Below are 14,352 nucleotides of genomic sequence, written 5' to 3'. Positions count from 1 at the left end.
TCCAGCTCCAGGTCTGACGCCTTACGACAGCCCCGCCACTAACGTCGGATCCGTGACTGTCATCGCGACTGAAAGCCTGAGCAAGCGGTACCCCCGAGTGACCGCCCTCGACCGGCTCTCCCTGGACATCGGCCCCGGCGTGACCGGGCTCGTGGGCGCCAACGGAGCCGGCAAGTCCACGCTGATCAAGATCCTGCTGGGACTGTCCCCCGCCACCGAGGGCAGCGCCACCGTGCTCGGCCTCGACGTCAATACGCATGGCAGCGCCATCCGTGAACGCGTCGGGTACATGCCCGAGCACGACTGCCTGCCACCCGACGTCTCGGCCACCGAGTTCGTCGTCCACATGGCGCGCATGTCCGGCCTGCCGCCGACCGCGGCTCGCGAGCGCACCGCCGACACCCTGCGCCACGTCGGACTGTACGAGGAGCGGTACCGCCCCATCGGCGGCTACTCCACCGGCATGAAGCAGCGCGTCAAGCTCGCCCAGGCTCTCGTCCACGACCCCCAGCTGGTCCTCCTCGACGAGCCGACCAACGGCCTGGACCCGGTCGGCCGCGACGAGATGCTCGGCCTGATCCGCCGGGTCTACACCGACTTCGGCATCTCCGTCCTGGTCACCTCCCACCTCCTCGGCGAGCTGGAGAGGACCTGCGACCACGTCGTGGTCGTCGACGGGGGCACACTGCTGCGCTCCAGCTCCACCAGCGACTTCACCCAGACCACCACGACCCTCGCGGTCGAGGTCACCGACTCCGACCTCCACCCGGACGGCACCACCGCCCTGCGCAAGGCGCTGACCGAGGCGGGCCTGACCCTGCACGCCGGCGCGGAGCAGGGTCTGCCCGGGGCCGGCCACATCCTCCTCGTCGAGGCCACCGGCGAGCAGACCTACGACACCATCCGCGACACCGTCGCCGAGCTGGGCGTCGGCCTGGTCCGCATGGAACAGCGCCGCCACCACATCGCGGAGGTCTTCCGCGACAACGACCAGCCCGTGTACACCGCTCAGCAGAAGGGAGCCGGTTCCGATGGCGCCTGAGACGTCGACGCAGATCCACAACATCGGCTACCGGTCCTACGACGGACCCCGGCTCGGCCGCGCCTACGCCCGCACGTCGCTGTTCTCGCAGTCCCTGCGCGGCGCCTACGGCCTCGGCCGGTCGGCCAAGTCCAAGGTTCTCCCGATGCTGCTCTTCGCGGTGATGTGCGTCCCCGCGCTGATCATCGTCGCGGTGGCCATCGCGGTGCCCGGCTCCACCGACCTGCCGATCAAGTACACGACGTACGCCCTGACCACGCAGGTGGTCATCGGCCTCTACCTTGCCTCCCAGGCGCCGCAGTCCGTCTCGCGCGACCTGCGCTTCAAGACGGTCCCGCTCTACTTCTCGCGGCCCATCGAGCGCGTCGACTACGTCGTGGCCAAGTACGCGGCCATGGCCTCGGCCATGTTCATCCTCACCGCGACGCCACTGCTGATCATGTGGATCGGCGCGCTGCTGGCGAAGTTCGATTTCACCGACCAGACCAAGGGATTCGGGCAAGGACTCGTGTCGGTTCTGCTGCTGTCGCTGCTCTTCTCCGGGATCGGCCTGGTGATGGCCGCGCTCACCCCACGCCGCGGTTTCGGTGTCGCAGCGATCATCGCGGTGCTCCTGATTCCCTACGGTGCGGTCACCGCGGTGCAGGGCATCGCCTACAGCACCGGGAACACGGCAGCCATCGACTGGCTGGGCCTGTTCTCACCGATCACCCTGGTCGACGGCGTGCAGACCGCGTTCCTCGGCGCCAGCTCCGCCTTCCCCGGCGGTGAGGGCCCCTCGGCCGGCATCGGCTTCGTCTACCTGCTCGTCGCCCTCGGCCTGATCGCCGGCTCCTACGCCGCCCTGATGGCCCGCTACCGGAAGGCCGGGCTGTGACCACCATCGACATCGACCACACCTCCCGCTGGTTCGGGAACGTCGTCGCCGTCAACGACGTGACCATGCGCGTCGGCCCCGGCGTCACGGGACTGCTGGGCCCCAACGGCGCGGGCAAGTCCACGCTCATCAACATGATGGGCGGCTTCCTCGCCCCCTCCACGGGCACCGTCACCCTCGACGGCGCCCCGATCTGGCGCAACGAACAGATCTACCGGCAGGTGGGCGTCGTCCCCGAGCGCGAGGCGATGTACGACTTCCTCACCGGCCGTGAGTTCGTCGTGGCCAACGCCGAGCTCCACGGCCTCGACGACGCGGCGGCGCAGCGCGCGCTCGCCACCGTCGAGATGGAGTACGCGCAGGACCGCAAGATCTCCACCTACTCCAAGGGCATGCGCCAGCGCGTGAAGATGGCGTCCGCTCTCGTCCACGACCCGTCCGTGCTGCTCCTGGACGAGCCGTTCAACGGCATGGACCCTCGTCAGCGGATGCAGCTGATGGACCTGCTGCGGCGCATGGGCGACGAAGGACGCACCGTTCTGTTCTCCTCCCACATCCTGGAGGAGGTCGAGCAGCTCGCTTCGCACATCGAGGTGGTCGTGGCCGGACGGCACGCCGCCTCCGGCGACTTCCGCAAGATCCGCCGCCTGATGACGGACCGCCCGCACCGCTACCTCGTCCGCTCCTCCGACGACCGGTCCCTCGCCGCGGCCCTGATCGCCGATCCCTCCACGGCCGGCATCGAGGTCGACCTGAAGGAGGGCGCGCTGCGCATCCAGGCCGTCGACTTCGGCCGGTTCACCGAGCTGCTGCCCCAGGTGGCCCGACAGCACGGCATTCGGCTGCTGACGGTCTCGCCCTCGGACGAGTCCCTCGAGTCGGTCTTCTCCTACCTCGTCACGGCCTGAAAGGAGCTGGCACCCATGTACGACCCCACCGTTGCCCGGCTCACCTACCGGGCCCTGCTCGGTCGGCGCCGCGCGCTGATCCTCTTCGCCCTTCCCGCCCTGCTGATCGTCATCTCCATCGCCGTCCGCGCCTTCACGGGGCTGGACGACAAGGTCGCAGCTGACCTGCTCGGGGGTTTCGCGCTCGCCACCATGGTCCCGCTGATCGGGGTGATCGCCGGTACCGGCGCCATCGGTCCCGAGATCGACGACGGTTCCATCGTCTACCTGCTGGCCAAGCCGGTGAAGCGCCCGACGATCATCATGACCAAGCTGATCGTGGCGATCGCCGTCACCATGGCCTTCTCCGCGATCCCCACCCTGATCGCCGGCTTCATCCTCAACGGCAATGGCCAGCAGATCGCCGTGGCCTACACGATCGCCGCACTCGTCGCCTCGATCGCCTACAGCGCTCTGTTCCTGCTGCTGGGCACCGTCAGCCGGCACGCCGTCGTCTTCGGCCTGGTCTACGCCCTGATCTGGGAGTCGCTCTTCGGCAGCCTGGTCGAGGGTGCCAAAACCCTCAGCGTCCAGCAGTGGGCCCTGGCGCTCGCCGAGAAGGTCGCCGGTGAGGGATATGTCGACGCCACCGTGGGCCTGCCCACCGCCTCGGTCCTGCTCGTCGCGGTCACCGTCGGAGCCACCGTCTACGCAGGCCAGAAGCTGCGCCGCCTCACACTGGCCGGCGAGGAGTAGGCCCTGCCGCAGTACTCGCCCGACTGTGCCCCGCCCGGCCCACCGGCCAGGCGGGGCACCGTTTCGAGGGCCATCATCGGTGCATGATCGAGCGCACTGACCCGGAGCCGTCCAGGCCCCTGCGGTCCTGGATACGTTCCTCGCCCGGAACGCACATCTGGCTGCTGATCATCGCCGTGACCAGCGTCATCGTCGCGATCGTGCCGGACCAGACGGAACGCGTCCTGCTGCACCGAAACAGCAGCAACATCCACCAACTCGTCCAGTACCCCGTGCGTGCCCTCCTCAGTAGCGCGTTCTGGATCGAGAACCCAGCTTCCCTGGCTCTCTACGCCGCGCTCTTCGAGGTCTTCCATGCACCCGTCGAACGCTGGCTCGGCACCTTGCGCTGGCTCGTCATCGTGGCCACCGCCCATGTCGTCGCCACGCTGATCAGCCAGAGGGTCCTGTTGACGGCCATCCAGGACCACCGGGCCCCGCGCAGCATGGCTCACGTCGTCGACATCGGCGTCAGTTATGGCCTCGCGGCTTCAATAGGTGTCCTCACCTACCGGCTCCCCGGCCCATGGAGATGGCTTTACCTGGTCGGAGTGCTCGCCTTCTTCGGGATCCCGCTCGTCACCGGAGGCACCTTCACCGACCTGGGCCATGCCATAGCGCTCGCCATCGGACTGCTGTCCTGGCCGCTCACCCGCCACGTCGTTCCAGATGAAACACCGCCACGTTTCACGTGAAACGTGGCGGGTCGGCCTCCGTTTTCGCGGGGCATTGCCCCGGGTCCACCCACTGGCCGTCGCCTATGGGCGGCGCCGTCGGATTCACGGCTGATGCGCGGAAATTCGCTGGTACGGGGCTTCGGGCCGGGGCAGAGTAAGGAGTGCGGGGAGCAACAAGAAAGGTCCGGGGCGGCCACTTCGAGCGCGCCTTCCGGCGCGGGCCACCCCGGACCTTTCGTAGGTCCTGCGCGTTATCCGGCGCCCAGCAGACGCTCCAGCACCACGGCGATCCCGTCCTCCTCGTTGGAGGTCGTCACCGCGTCGGCCACCGCCTTGAGTTCCGGGTGGGCGTTGGCCATGGCCACCCCGTGGGCGGCCCAGCCGAACATCGGGATGTCGTTCGGCATGTCGCCGAAGGCGATCGTCTCCGTCGCCTTCACCCCGAGCCGGCGCGCGGCCAGGGACAGGCCGGTGGCCTTCGTCAGGCCCAGCGGCAGTATCTCGGCGATGCCGGGCCCCGCCATGACAACGTCGACGAGGCTTCCCACGGCCTCCCGGGCCACCTTGACGAGCTGGTCGTCGTCCAGCTCCGGGTGCTGGATGTAGAGCTTGTTGAGCGGAGCTGTCCACATGGCTGCGGTGTCCTCCAGGTAGAGGGCCGGGAGCCCCTCTTGCACCTGGTAGCCGGGCCCGAACAGGACCTTGCCGTCCACCCCATCGCGGCTGGCTGCCAGGGCCAGCGGGCCGACCTCAGCCTCCAGCTTCGACAGCGCCAGCCCGGCCAGCTGCCGGTCCAGCGTCACCGAGGTCATGAGCCGGTGCGAACCCGCGTCGTAGACCTGGGCGCCCTGTCCGCAGACGGCGATCCCCTCGTAGCCGAGGTCGTCCAGTACGTGACGGGTCCAGGGCACCGAACGGCCGGTCACGATGATGTGTGCCGCGCCCGCCGCGGTGGCCGCGGCGAGGGCTTCACGGGTGCGTTCCGAGACGGTGTCGTCGCCACGCAGCAGCGTGCCGTCGAGGTCGGTCGCGACGAGCTTGTAGGGGAACGGGGCCGGGCTCACTTGTTGATCGGCTCCAGGACCTCGCGGCCGCCGAGGTACGGGCGGAGCGCCTCAGGAACCCGAACGGATCCGTCGGCCAGCTGGTGGTTCTCCAGGATCGCCACGATCGTGCGCGGAACCGCGCACAAGGTGCCGTTCAGCGTGGACAGCGGCTGGGTCTTCTTGCCGTCGCGGTAGCGGATCGACAGGCGGCGGGCCTGGAAGCTGTCACAGTTCGATGCGGAGGTCAGCTCGCGGTACTTGCCCTGGGTCGGGATCCATGCCTCGCAGTCGAACTTGCGCGAGGCGGAGGCGCCCAGGTCGCCGGTGGCGACGTCGATCACCTGGAACGGCAGCTCCAGGCTCGTCAGCCACTGCTTCTCCCACTCCAGGAGCCGCTGGTGCTCGGCCTCGGCCTCCTCCGGCGCGACGTACGAGAACATCTCGACCTTGTCGAACTGGTGGACGCGGAAGATGCCTCGGGTGTCCTTGCCGTAGGTACCGGCCTCACGGCGGAAGCAGGGGGAGAAGCCGGCGTACCGCAGCGGCAGCTGGTCGCCCTCGATGATCTCGTCCATGTGGTAGGCGGCCAGCGGGACCTCGGAAGTGCCGACCAGGTAGTAGTCGTCCTTCTCCAGGTGGTAGACGTTCTCCGCGGCCTGGCCGAGGAAACCAGTGCCCTCCATGGCGCGCGGGCGGACCAGCGCCGGGGTCAGCATCGGGATGAAACCGGCCTCGGTGGCCTGGGCGATCGCGGCGTTGACCAGCGCCAGCTCCAGCAGGGCGCCCACACCGGTCAGGTAGTAGAAGCGCGAGCCCGAGACCTTCGCACCGCGCTCGACGTCGATGGCGCCCAGCAGTTCGCCGAGTTCCAGGTGGTCCTTGGGCTCGAAGCCCTCGGCGGCGAAGTCGCGGATGGTGCCGTGCGTCTCCAGGACGGTGAAGTCCTCTTCGCCGCCGACGGGTACGTCCTCGTGGACGATGTTGCCGAGCTGGAGGAGAAGGCGCTTCGCGGCTTCGTCGGCCTCGTTCTGCTCGGCCTCGGCGGCCTTGACGTCCTGCTTGAGCTGTTCGGCCTTCTTCAGCAGCTCCGCCCGCTCCTCCGGGGAGGCCTTCGGGATGAGCTTGCCGAGCGACTTCTGCTCGTTGCGCAGTTCGTCGAAGCGCATGCCGGAGGACCTGCGGCGCTCGTCCGCGGAGAGCAGGGCGTCGACGAGGTCGACGTCCTCTCCACGAGCGCGCTGCGAGGCGCGGACACGGTCGGGGTCTTCACGGAGCAGCCGGAGGTCAATCACCCCTCCAGGCTACCGGGCTGGGCTTCCTTGGATCACACCGATATCACGCTGCGTGTCGCTATGTCCTGATTGCAACGAATGGATAAGTCTTGATCGCTGACCGGAAGTGGCCCTTCTCGGGCTGTCAATAAAAGCGGCCGCATTCCCCGAAAAGGGGCAGCGTGCCGGATCCTGAGTCGTCCCTGAGCAGGGCCGGAGGTGGCTCTTGTCCACAGGAATGGTGACCGTCCGAAGTTTATCCACAGGCTGTGCGCCGTCGCTGTGGACACAGGAATGGATCATTCCTGACCGGTGGATGGCTGAGGGGAATCAGGGCCCAAACCGCCCTCACACACTCATTCGGGTGGGAATGGCTCGCTCCAAAGTGTTCATCGGCGATACGGGGGTGACACCGTTCACCTGTCGCTTCCCGGCGCGAAACCTGGGCTGCCTGACCGATTTGTCGACCTTGCCGTACCGCTCTGTCGACTTATCCCCAGTCTCGGCCGCGACCTGTGGATAACTCTGTGGATAGAGGGGGCGCTAGGCCCGACCGTCGAGGCAGCGTGCCAGCCAGTCGGACGCAGCCGTGAAATCGCCATCGGAGGTTCCGGCCCGCGGGGACCGCACGTCACTCTGAGCGACACCGGCGCGGGGGTAGGAGCCGAGGAAGCGGACCTGAGGACAGGTCCGCTTGAGGCCCATAAGCGCCTCGCTGACCCGCCGGTCCGAGATATGGCCCTCCGCGTCGACGGCGAAGCAGTAGTTGCCGATGCCCTGTCCGGTCGGACGGGACTGGATGAGCATCAGGTTCACCCCGCGGACCGCGAACTCCTGAAGGAGCTCCAGCAGCGCACCAGGGTGGTCGTCGCCGAGCCACAGGACGACGGACGTCTTGTCGGCACCCGTCGGTGCGGCCGGCCGCGCGGGACGTCCCACCAGCACGAACCGGGTCTCGGCGTTCTCCGCGTCGTGGATCTCGGTGACCAGTGGCACGAGGCCGTAGGTGGCGGCGGCGAACTCGCCGGCGAAGGCGGCGTCGAAGCGTCCCTCCTGGACCAGCCGGGCGCCATCGGCGTTCGAGGCCGCCGACTCCCATACCGCGTCGGGCAGGTTCGCCCGCAGCCAGTTCCGCACCTGGGGCTGGGCGACCGGGTGCCCGGTGACCGTCTTCACGTCCGACAGGGCGGTCCCCGGCCGTACCAGCAGGGCGAACGCGATGGGCAGCAGCACCTCGCGGTAGATCATCAACGGCTCGCCCGAGGCCAGTTCGTCGAGGGTGGCCGTGACTCCTCCCTCCACCGAGTTCTCGATCGGTACGAGGGCGGCGGCCGCCTCGCCGTTGCGCACGGCGTCCAGGGCGGCCGGGACCGACACCATCGGGACGAGCTCCCGGGTCGCGGCTTCCGGCAGGGTGCGCAGGGCGGCCTCGGTGAAGGTGCCCTCGGGACCGAGATACGTGAAGCGGGTGGCTGACATGCGATCAGCCTAATGCCGGGGTCCCGGCCACCGCGGCGCTGTTCATCCTTCGAGCAGTCGCTGCCCCACGTACTCGCCGCTGCGCGGGCCGGGCGGAACCGCGTACAGGCCGCTGGACTCGTGTCGGATGAACGCCGACAGCGCGTCGCCGCGGTCGAGCTTGCGCTGTACGGGCACGAAGCCGCGCAGCGGGTCGGCCTGCCAGCAAATGAACAGGAGCCCGGCGTCCGGAGCTCCGTCGGGGCCGATTCCGTCGTGAAACGAGAAGGGGCGCCGCAGCATGGCGGCCCCGCCGTTCTGCTCGGGGGCCGAGATACGGGCGTGCGCGTTCGACGGGATGACGGGCCTGCCGTCGGGGCCGATCTTGTCGAGCTCCATCTCGGTGGTCTCGCCGCCACCCGTCAGCGGTGCGCCAGTGGCCTTGGTGCGGCCGATGACCTGCTCCTGCTGGTCGAGGGACTGTTTGTCCCAGTCGTCGAGGAGCATGCGGATGCGCCGCACGACGGCGTACGAGCCTCCGCCCATCCAGGCGTGCTCCGCGGGCCCGGGGCCCACGGCGGGAACGAAGATCCGTTTGTCGAAGTCGGGCTCGGAGGGCTTCGGGTTGCCGGTGCCGTCGACCTGCCCCATGAGGTTGCGGGCGGTCATCGGGGTGTCGGTCGCGCCGGGGGACCGGTTGAAGCCGTTCATCTGCCACCGGACGCGGGCGGCTTCCCCGGCGTCTTTCTGGAGTGCGCGCAGGGCGTGGAAGGCGACGAGTCCGTCGTTCGCGCCGATCTGGACCCACAGGTCGCCGTTGCTGCGCTGCGCGTCGAGCCGGTCGGAGGAGAAGTCGGGCAGCGGGTCGAGGGCGGCGGGGCGGCGGGAGCCGAGGCCCGTGCGGTCGAAGAAGGAGTGTCCGAAGCCGAAGGTGACCGTGAGGGAGGACGGCCCGGCGTCGAGGGCGATACCGCTGTCGGCGGTCGGTGCGGTCTCGCCGGCCATGAGCCGCCGTGCGGTGTCGGACCAGCGACGCAGCAGCGCCGCGGCCTCGGCGCGGCCCGCTCCGGGGGCCAGGTCGAAGGCGACCACGTGTCCCTTGGCCTGTAGGGGCGTGGTGATGCCGGCCTGGTGGTCCCCGTGGAACGCCACCCGGGTGGCTCCCAAGGAGGACAAGGTCCCAGCCGCTCCGGTCGCCGAGCCACTGCCGGACTCGGCGAGCGAGGCGTGTGCGAGGGCGCCGCTGGCGCCGCCGAGGGCCAGGCCGGCCGCGCCTGCCGCGCCGACGGTGCCCAGCAGCCGGCGCCGGGAGATCTCGATGTCAGGGTTGCTCTCGGTCACGCTGGTCAGCCGATCTTCACGGTCTTCTGGACGGTGGTCTGGTCAATGTCGGACGTGCGGACGGTCACATCGATGCGCCATTCGCCGGCAAGCGGCAGTTGGACACCGGATGCGGTCCAGTGTCCGGGGGCGGCCTGCTCGGGGAGGACCGGCAGCGGGCCGATGTCCTGGGACGGGAGGGTGAAGGCGACCTTGATCTCGGGGAGGTCGAAGGGCTGCCCCTCGCCGGTGTCCGCCCAGAGGTGGAGCGTATTGGCGCCGACCCGGCCCGGGTCGAGCTCCAACCGGACGGAGCCCTTGCCCGTCGGACCGCCGGTGTCGAACGGCAGGGTGATCTTTACGGCGCGGTCGGGGACCGCGGTGGAAGCGTTGCTGCGGGACGCCTCCTGCTCCACGGTGCGTCCGGGTTCGGTGCTCGTGAGGATCGTGGTCACGACGAGCAGGACCACGGCGATCGCCGCTTCGGCGAGCACGGAGCGGCGCAGGCCCGCCCGGTCCGGGTCGGCGTCACGTACCCGCTTCTCGCGTGCGCTCTCCAGAGCGGCGCGCTGCCGGGCGAGCTGTGCGGCCCGCTCCGGGTCCGCCGGGACGGTGGTGGTGGGCTCTGTTTCACGTGAAACATCATCGGGTTCGGCTACCCGCGCGCCCACCTTCGCGTCGGCCTCCTCGAACGCGGCAGGAGCCTCGGCCAGCCGGGCGGTCCACTTCCGTGACAGGTAGGAGACGGCGAGGAGAACGACGACCAGGGCGACCTTGAGGAGCAGCAGTCGCCCGTACTCGGTGCCGGTCAGGGCGGACCAGCTGCCGGTCTGCCGCCAGGCCTGGTAGATGCCGGTAACGGCCAGGACCACCACGCTGACGAAGGCGAGCCGGGAGAATCGCCGGACCGCCGAGCGCTCGATCCCGGGCACCTTGTACAGGGCTACGAGCAGGGCGGAGAGGCCGCCCAGCCAGGTGGCCACGGCCATCAGGTGGAGGATGTCGACGGGCATGGCGAGGCCGGGCTGGATGCCGGTGGACGCGTGCTCGGAGAGGGCCCAGGTGGCTGCAATGCCACCGGAGACCACGGCCCCGCCGATGGTCAGGCCGAAGGTCAGGTCGTTGGTGTCCCTGGTCTCCTCCTCGGTCCCGGTGTCCTGCAGACGGCGCGCGAACACGCCGAAGAGGACCGCGACGAACAGGGCTGCCGCGCCCAGCAGCAGCAGCCGGGAGACCAGCGAGGCGCCTGTCTTGGTCTCCAGGACCGCCCTGAGCCCGTCCAGGTCGAAGGCGTCGGTGAACCGGCCGGAGCCCGTGTAAGGGGTCCGGAGCACCAGCATCGTCAGGGTGGCTGCGGTCAGGGTGACCCAGGCCCGCACGACGAGCTTCTGGAGCGGCCGTTCGGCGGCGCCCCTGCGCCAACACAGCAGGATGAAGGCGGCGCCGCCCACCAGGGCGGTGAAGCCGGCGTAGGCGGCATAGCGGGCGATGCCGTAGGCGATTCCGACGGGCCCGCCGCCTGCTGCCGTGGCGGGGAGGGAGACCTCCGTGGCCGAGGGCGCGCCAATGGAGAAGGTGAACGCGCCGGAGACCGGGTGGCTGTCCGCCGAGACGGCCTGCCAGGCGACGGTGTAGGTGCCGTCGGGTAGACCGGAGTGCAGGGCGGTGCCGTAGCGGATGCTGTTCCCGCTGCACATGTCGCGCAGTTCACCGGTGTCTACCCGTCGGCCCTGGGGGTCGAGGACACGAATCGAGTCGTCGCCCATGGCGACCTGCTCCGAGAAGGAGAGCGTGACCTGGGCGGGGGCCGTGGCGACCACCGCCCCGTCCGTGGGGTCGCTCGCGGTGAGTGCGGCGTGCGCCGTGGCCGGTGCGGCCGCGGTGAACAGGGTCGCCAGCAAGGCTGCGAGGACCAGCGCGAGCCGTGGCAGGAGTGCCGTGGCACGGGCGCGGGCCGCGGAGGGGGCGGTGACCGTCATGGCGTGTCAGTCCTCGGTCCGTCAGTGGCCGTGGTCGGCCGTGGAGGTCGGAGCCTGCGCGTTGTACGTGCGTTCCTTCACATCCAGCTCGACCTTGACGGAGCCGGCCTTCTCGAAGCGGAGCTCGACGGCGACCTTGTCGCCGACCTTGGGAGTGCTCTTGAGCCCCATGAACATGATGTGGTTGCCGCCGCGCTCCAGCCTCAGCTCGCCGTCCGCCGGCACGTCCATGGACTGGACCTGCTGCATCTTCTGGTCCTTGGTCTCGTGGATCTGGAGATCGTCGGAGAGGGGGGAAGTGGCGCTGATGAGCTTGTCGGGGTTCTCGCTCGGGTTGTCGATGACCATGAAGGCACCGGCCATCTTGTCGTTCACGGGCTGCGGCATGAAGGCGCCCTTGACGACCATCTTCGGTTCGGATTCTCCGGAGCAGCCGGATATGGCGAGCATCGCCGTCAGGGAGAGGGCGGCGGCGAGGGTACGGACGGTGCGGGTGTTCACGGGTTCTCCCCCTTGGCGAGCTTCGGCAGGTCCTTGGCGTAGTCCTCGACGGTCGTGCCCTCGCCGTAGAGGACGTAGCCCTCGTCGGTCTTGGGCGAGAACGCGATGACCTGCGCGCCGTGCATGGAGACGACGCTGCCGTCGGCCTCCTTCTTGGCCGGATCGATGCCGATGCCGAGGGTCCGTGCGGCCGCCTGGATGGTCGCGAAGTCCCCGGTGAGCCCGATAAAGGACGGATCCTGCGCCTTGAGCCACGCACCGAGGGATTCAGGGGTGTCCCGTTCGGGGTCAGTGGTGACGAAGACGACCCGGAGGTTGTCCTGGTCCTCCTTCGCGAGGTTCTTCTTGGCGACAGCGATGTTGCTCATCGTCAGCGGGCACACGTCGGGGCAGCTGGTGTAGCCGAAGTAGATGAGCGTCGGCTTGCCCTGGGTCTGCTCGCGGAGGTTCCACGGCTTGCCGGTGGTGTCCGTCAGGACGAGGTCCGGCTTGGTGAAGGGGCGGTCCAGGACGGTGGCTGCCTTCTTTGCGTCCTGGCCGCCGGAGATCTGGGTGATCCCGCCGTTGTCCCTGGCGGGTTCACCGCCGCAGGCGGTGAGGGTGAGTACGGCAGCAGCGAGGAGCGCGGCGACCGTCACACGTGTGGTGCGCATGGAGAAATGTCCCTGGGATCGGGGATGTGGGGATGTGGATGGACGGAGCGGTGGCGCCCGCGGGCGCCACCCGTCAGGCGGAGCGGCGGCGCGAGGCGATACCGAAGGCGACACCGCCGAGTCCGACGACGATGCCGGCGATGCCGAGGGCGCGGGCGGTGGTGTCGGATCCGTGGCCGGCGGAGGCCTCGTCGTGGCCGTGGCCCGCTTCCTTGTCGGCGTTCTTCGCCTCGTCGGCCTTGGCACCGGCGTGGTGGTCATCGCCCTTGGCGGCCGTCAGCTTCAGTACGGGGGCCGGGGTCTGCGGTTCCGCGGCGCCTTCCTTGGCCTCCTCGATCCAGCGCACGACCTCGTCGTTGTCGTAGGTCTGGATCGCCTTGAAGACCATCTGGTCGGCGTTCTCCGGGAGCTTGCCGACCGAGACGGGGAACTGCTGGAACATGCCCGGACCGATCTTGCCGCCTGACCAGGTCACCTTGGTGACGACCTCGTTGACCTGCTTGCCGTGCACCGTCAGGGGCTTGTCGAGCTTCGTCCTCTCGACGTTCACGGTCCAGCCGGGGACGTCCTGCGGCATCACGGACGTGAGGGGCTGGTCGACCGGGAAGTTGACCTCGAGCTGCGTGGTCGAGGCGTTGTCGCGTTCGTTGGGGACCTTGAAGTTGAGCGTCGCGTACCCGCCCTTGGCGGCGTCGCCGATCGGCTGCACGCCCACGTGCGCGAAGGCGGTGCCGGAGAGGACGAGGACGGAGCCGGCGGCGAGGGCGGCGGCGACGGAGACGCGAGAGGTCTTCATGACAGAAACACTCCACGGAAGCAGTGGCGGCGGTGGCTCCGCGCACGGGCGCGCGCGGAGTACGCGGCACCGGTGCTCCCCTTGTGTGCCCAGGGGAGGCGGATGCCGCTTCAGGCTGCGAGGGCGAACGCCGCGGGCGGCCCGCGGCGGATCACCGTGTGCTGGAGTGCTACCCGGCCCGTGCACGCCGCGGGCTCGTTTCCGGTCCGGCGGCCGGTCCGCGGGGTGCGGGCGGGCGCGCCGAGTCCGGCGCCGAGGGCGCGTACGAACGTCAGCGCGGCGCGCAGCGAGCGCATCGGAGCCGTGTCGGCGGTGAGCCGGGACAGCTCGACGAGCCGGAAGAGCGCGGCGTCGCCCCGGCCGAGCAGCCAGCCGGCGACGAGTGCGGCCAGCAGGTGCCCGAGCAGCATGGCCGGGCTGAGCAGGCCGGTCTCGGGTGCCGTGGTGACGGCGTGGGCCACGTGCACGCTGTGGCCCTGTCCCGTGGCCTGCTCGGCCAGGGCGGACGGGTCCAGGCCGGCGGATTCCAGGATCCGGCGGGCGTCGGACGGGCTCAGGGGTACGGAATTGCCCCCGCACACCAGCCGGGCGGCGAGTTCCGCGAGGGAGCCGTCAGCGGCGCCGCCGGGTGTCCCCACCGCTGCGGTGCTGTGCTGGCCGAGGCCGAACAGCGCGTGCAAGGAGAGCTGCCCGGCGGCGAGCCCGGCGGCCAGGCCGGGCAGCGCCCGGCGGCGCCCCGCGAGCGGGGCGGCGACGGCGAAGACCGCGAGGAAGCCGATGCAGAGGGCCCACCACGGCACGGTGGCGCAGGACGCGAGGGCGTGCCCGGCCGCGGACAGCACGACACAGACCGCGGTGAACACCGCGGCCCGGATGAGCCGGAGGCCGGCTCCGGCGTGCGTCGCGTGGGGGTCAGACATGGCCGGGACATCATCGCACTGCGCTGACACCTTCCTTACGGCAGGTCCGGAAGATCCGCATCCGCCGGACGTGTGCACGGAGGTCTCGGACGGCCGCGGGGCGCTTACGGCCCCTCCCGGGCGGCAATAG

General features: G+C 69.8%; 14 protein-coding genes. 5 read left to right on the top strand and 9 right to left on the bottom strand.

Annotation, left to right across the window (positions count from 1 at the left end; translation table 11 throughout):
* Positions 1–52 precede the first annotated feature (52 nt).
* The 5 genes from R4Z63_RS15390 (at position 53) to R4Z63_RS15370 (ending at position 4,296) form a co-directional block, all read left to right on the top strand.
* Positions 53–1,042 (top strand): ABC transporter ATP-binding protein, encoded by a 990-nt coding sequence (locus R4Z63_RS15390; protein ID WP_078556253.1) that lies wholly within the window; start codon positions 53–55, stop codon positions 1,040–1,042.
* Positions 1,032–1,919: an ABC-2 transporter permease gene (locus R4Z63_RS15385; RefSeq protein WP_037920274.1), complete on the top strand. Its 888-nt coding sequence runs from the start codon at positions 1,032–1,034 to the stop codon at positions 1,917–1,919. The genes R4Z63_RS15390 and R4Z63_RS15385 overlap by 11 nt, the downstream gene beginning before the upstream one ends.
* Positions 1,916–2,827, top strand: coding sequence for an ABC transporter ATP-binding protein (locus tag R4Z63_RS15380; RefSeq protein ID WP_037920272.1), 912 nt, complete (start codon positions 1,916–1,918; stop codon positions 2,825–2,827). Before R4Z63_RS15385 ends, R4Z63_RS15380 begins: the two co-directional genes overlap by 4 nt.
* 15 nt (positions 2,828–2,842) lie before the next feature.
* Positions 2,843–3,562 carry an ABC transporter permease gene (locus R4Z63_RS15375; RefSeq protein WP_037920269.1) on the top strand — a complete coding sequence of 240 codons (720 nt, stop codon included), beginning with the start codon at positions 2,843–2,845 and terminating at the stop codon, positions 3,560–3,562.
* Between the two features lie 83 nt (positions 3,563–3,645).
* Positions 3,646–4,296 carry a rhomboid-like protein gene (locus R4Z63_RS15370; protein WP_384445819.1) on the top strand — a complete coding sequence of 217 codons (651 nt, stop codon included), beginning with the start codon at positions 3,646–3,648 and terminating at the stop codon, positions 4,294–4,296.
* 233 nt (positions 4,297–4,529) lie between these two features.
* On the opposite strand, the gene R4Z63_RS15365 is transcribed toward R4Z63_RS15370, so the two are convergent.
* The 9 genes from R4Z63_RS15365 to R4Z63_RS15325 all read right to left on the bottom strand — a co-directional run bounded on the left by R4Z63_RS15365 (position 4,530) and on the right by R4Z63_RS15325 (position 14,222).
* Positions 4,530–5,342, bottom strand: a complete 813-nt coding sequence (locus R4Z63_RS15365) for an HAD family hydrolase (protein ID WP_384445817.1) — start codon at positions 5,340–5,342, stop codon at positions 4,530–4,532.
* Positions 5,339–6,616, bottom strand: coding sequence for a serine--tRNA ligase (gene serS / locus R4Z63_RS15360; protein WP_384445815.1), 1,278 nt, complete (start codon positions 6,614–6,616; stop codon positions 5,339–5,341). Before serS ends, R4Z63_RS15365 begins: the two co-directional genes overlap by 4 nt.
* Positions 6,617–7,138: 522 nt before the next feature.
* Positions 7,139–8,074, bottom strand: coding sequence for a prephenate dehydratase (pheA, locus tag R4Z63_RS15355; RefSeq protein ID WP_037920260.1), 936 nt, complete (start codon positions 8,072–8,074; stop codon positions 7,139–7,141).
* A gap of 42 nt (positions 8,075–8,116) precedes the next feature.
* Positions 8,117–9,403: an iron uptake transporter deferrochelatase/peroxidase subunit gene (efeB, locus tag R4Z63_RS15350; RefSeq protein WP_384445859.1), complete on the bottom strand. Its 1,287-nt coding sequence runs from the start codon at positions 9,401–9,403 to the stop codon at positions 8,117–8,119.
* Positions 9,400–11,352, bottom strand: a complete 1,953-nt coding sequence (locus R4Z63_RS15345; RefSeq protein ID WP_037920256.1) for a copper resistance CopC/CopD family protein — start codon at positions 11,350–11,352, stop codon at positions 9,400–9,402. Before R4Z63_RS15345 ends, efeB begins: the two co-directional genes overlap by 4 nt.
* A 21-nt stretch (positions 11,353–11,373) precedes the next feature.
* Positions 11,374–11,853, bottom strand: coding sequence for a copper chaperone PCu(A)C (locus R4Z63_RS15340; RefSeq protein WP_037920254.1), 480 nt, complete (start codon positions 11,851–11,853; stop codon positions 11,374–11,376).
* Complete coding sequence (locus R4Z63_RS15335) at positions 11,850–12,506, bottom strand: SCO family protein (protein WP_037920252.1); 657 nt, start codon at positions 12,504–12,506, stop codon at positions 11,850–11,852. Before R4Z63_RS15335 ends, R4Z63_RS15340 begins: the two co-directional genes overlap by 4 nt.
* Positions 12,507–12,579: 73 nt before the next feature.
* On the bottom strand, positions 12,580–13,302 hold the full coding sequence (locus tag R4Z63_RS15330; RefSeq protein WP_384445812.1) for a YcnI family copper-binding membrane protein: 723 nt from the start codon (positions 13,300–13,302) through the stop codon (positions 12,580–12,582).
* Positions 13,303–13,412: 110 nt separating this feature from the next.
* Entirely contained in the window at positions 13,413–14,222 is an 810-nt protein-coding gene (locus R4Z63_RS15325; protein WP_384445811.1) for a hypothetical protein, read from the bottom strand.
* Positions 14,223–14,352 lie beyond the last annotated feature (130 nt).

This window comes from Streptomyces sp. PL-29 (assembly GCF_058344425.1).
Note: the sequence above shows the minus strand (reverse complement) of the source record. Positions and strands in the feature narration are given on the sequence as shown.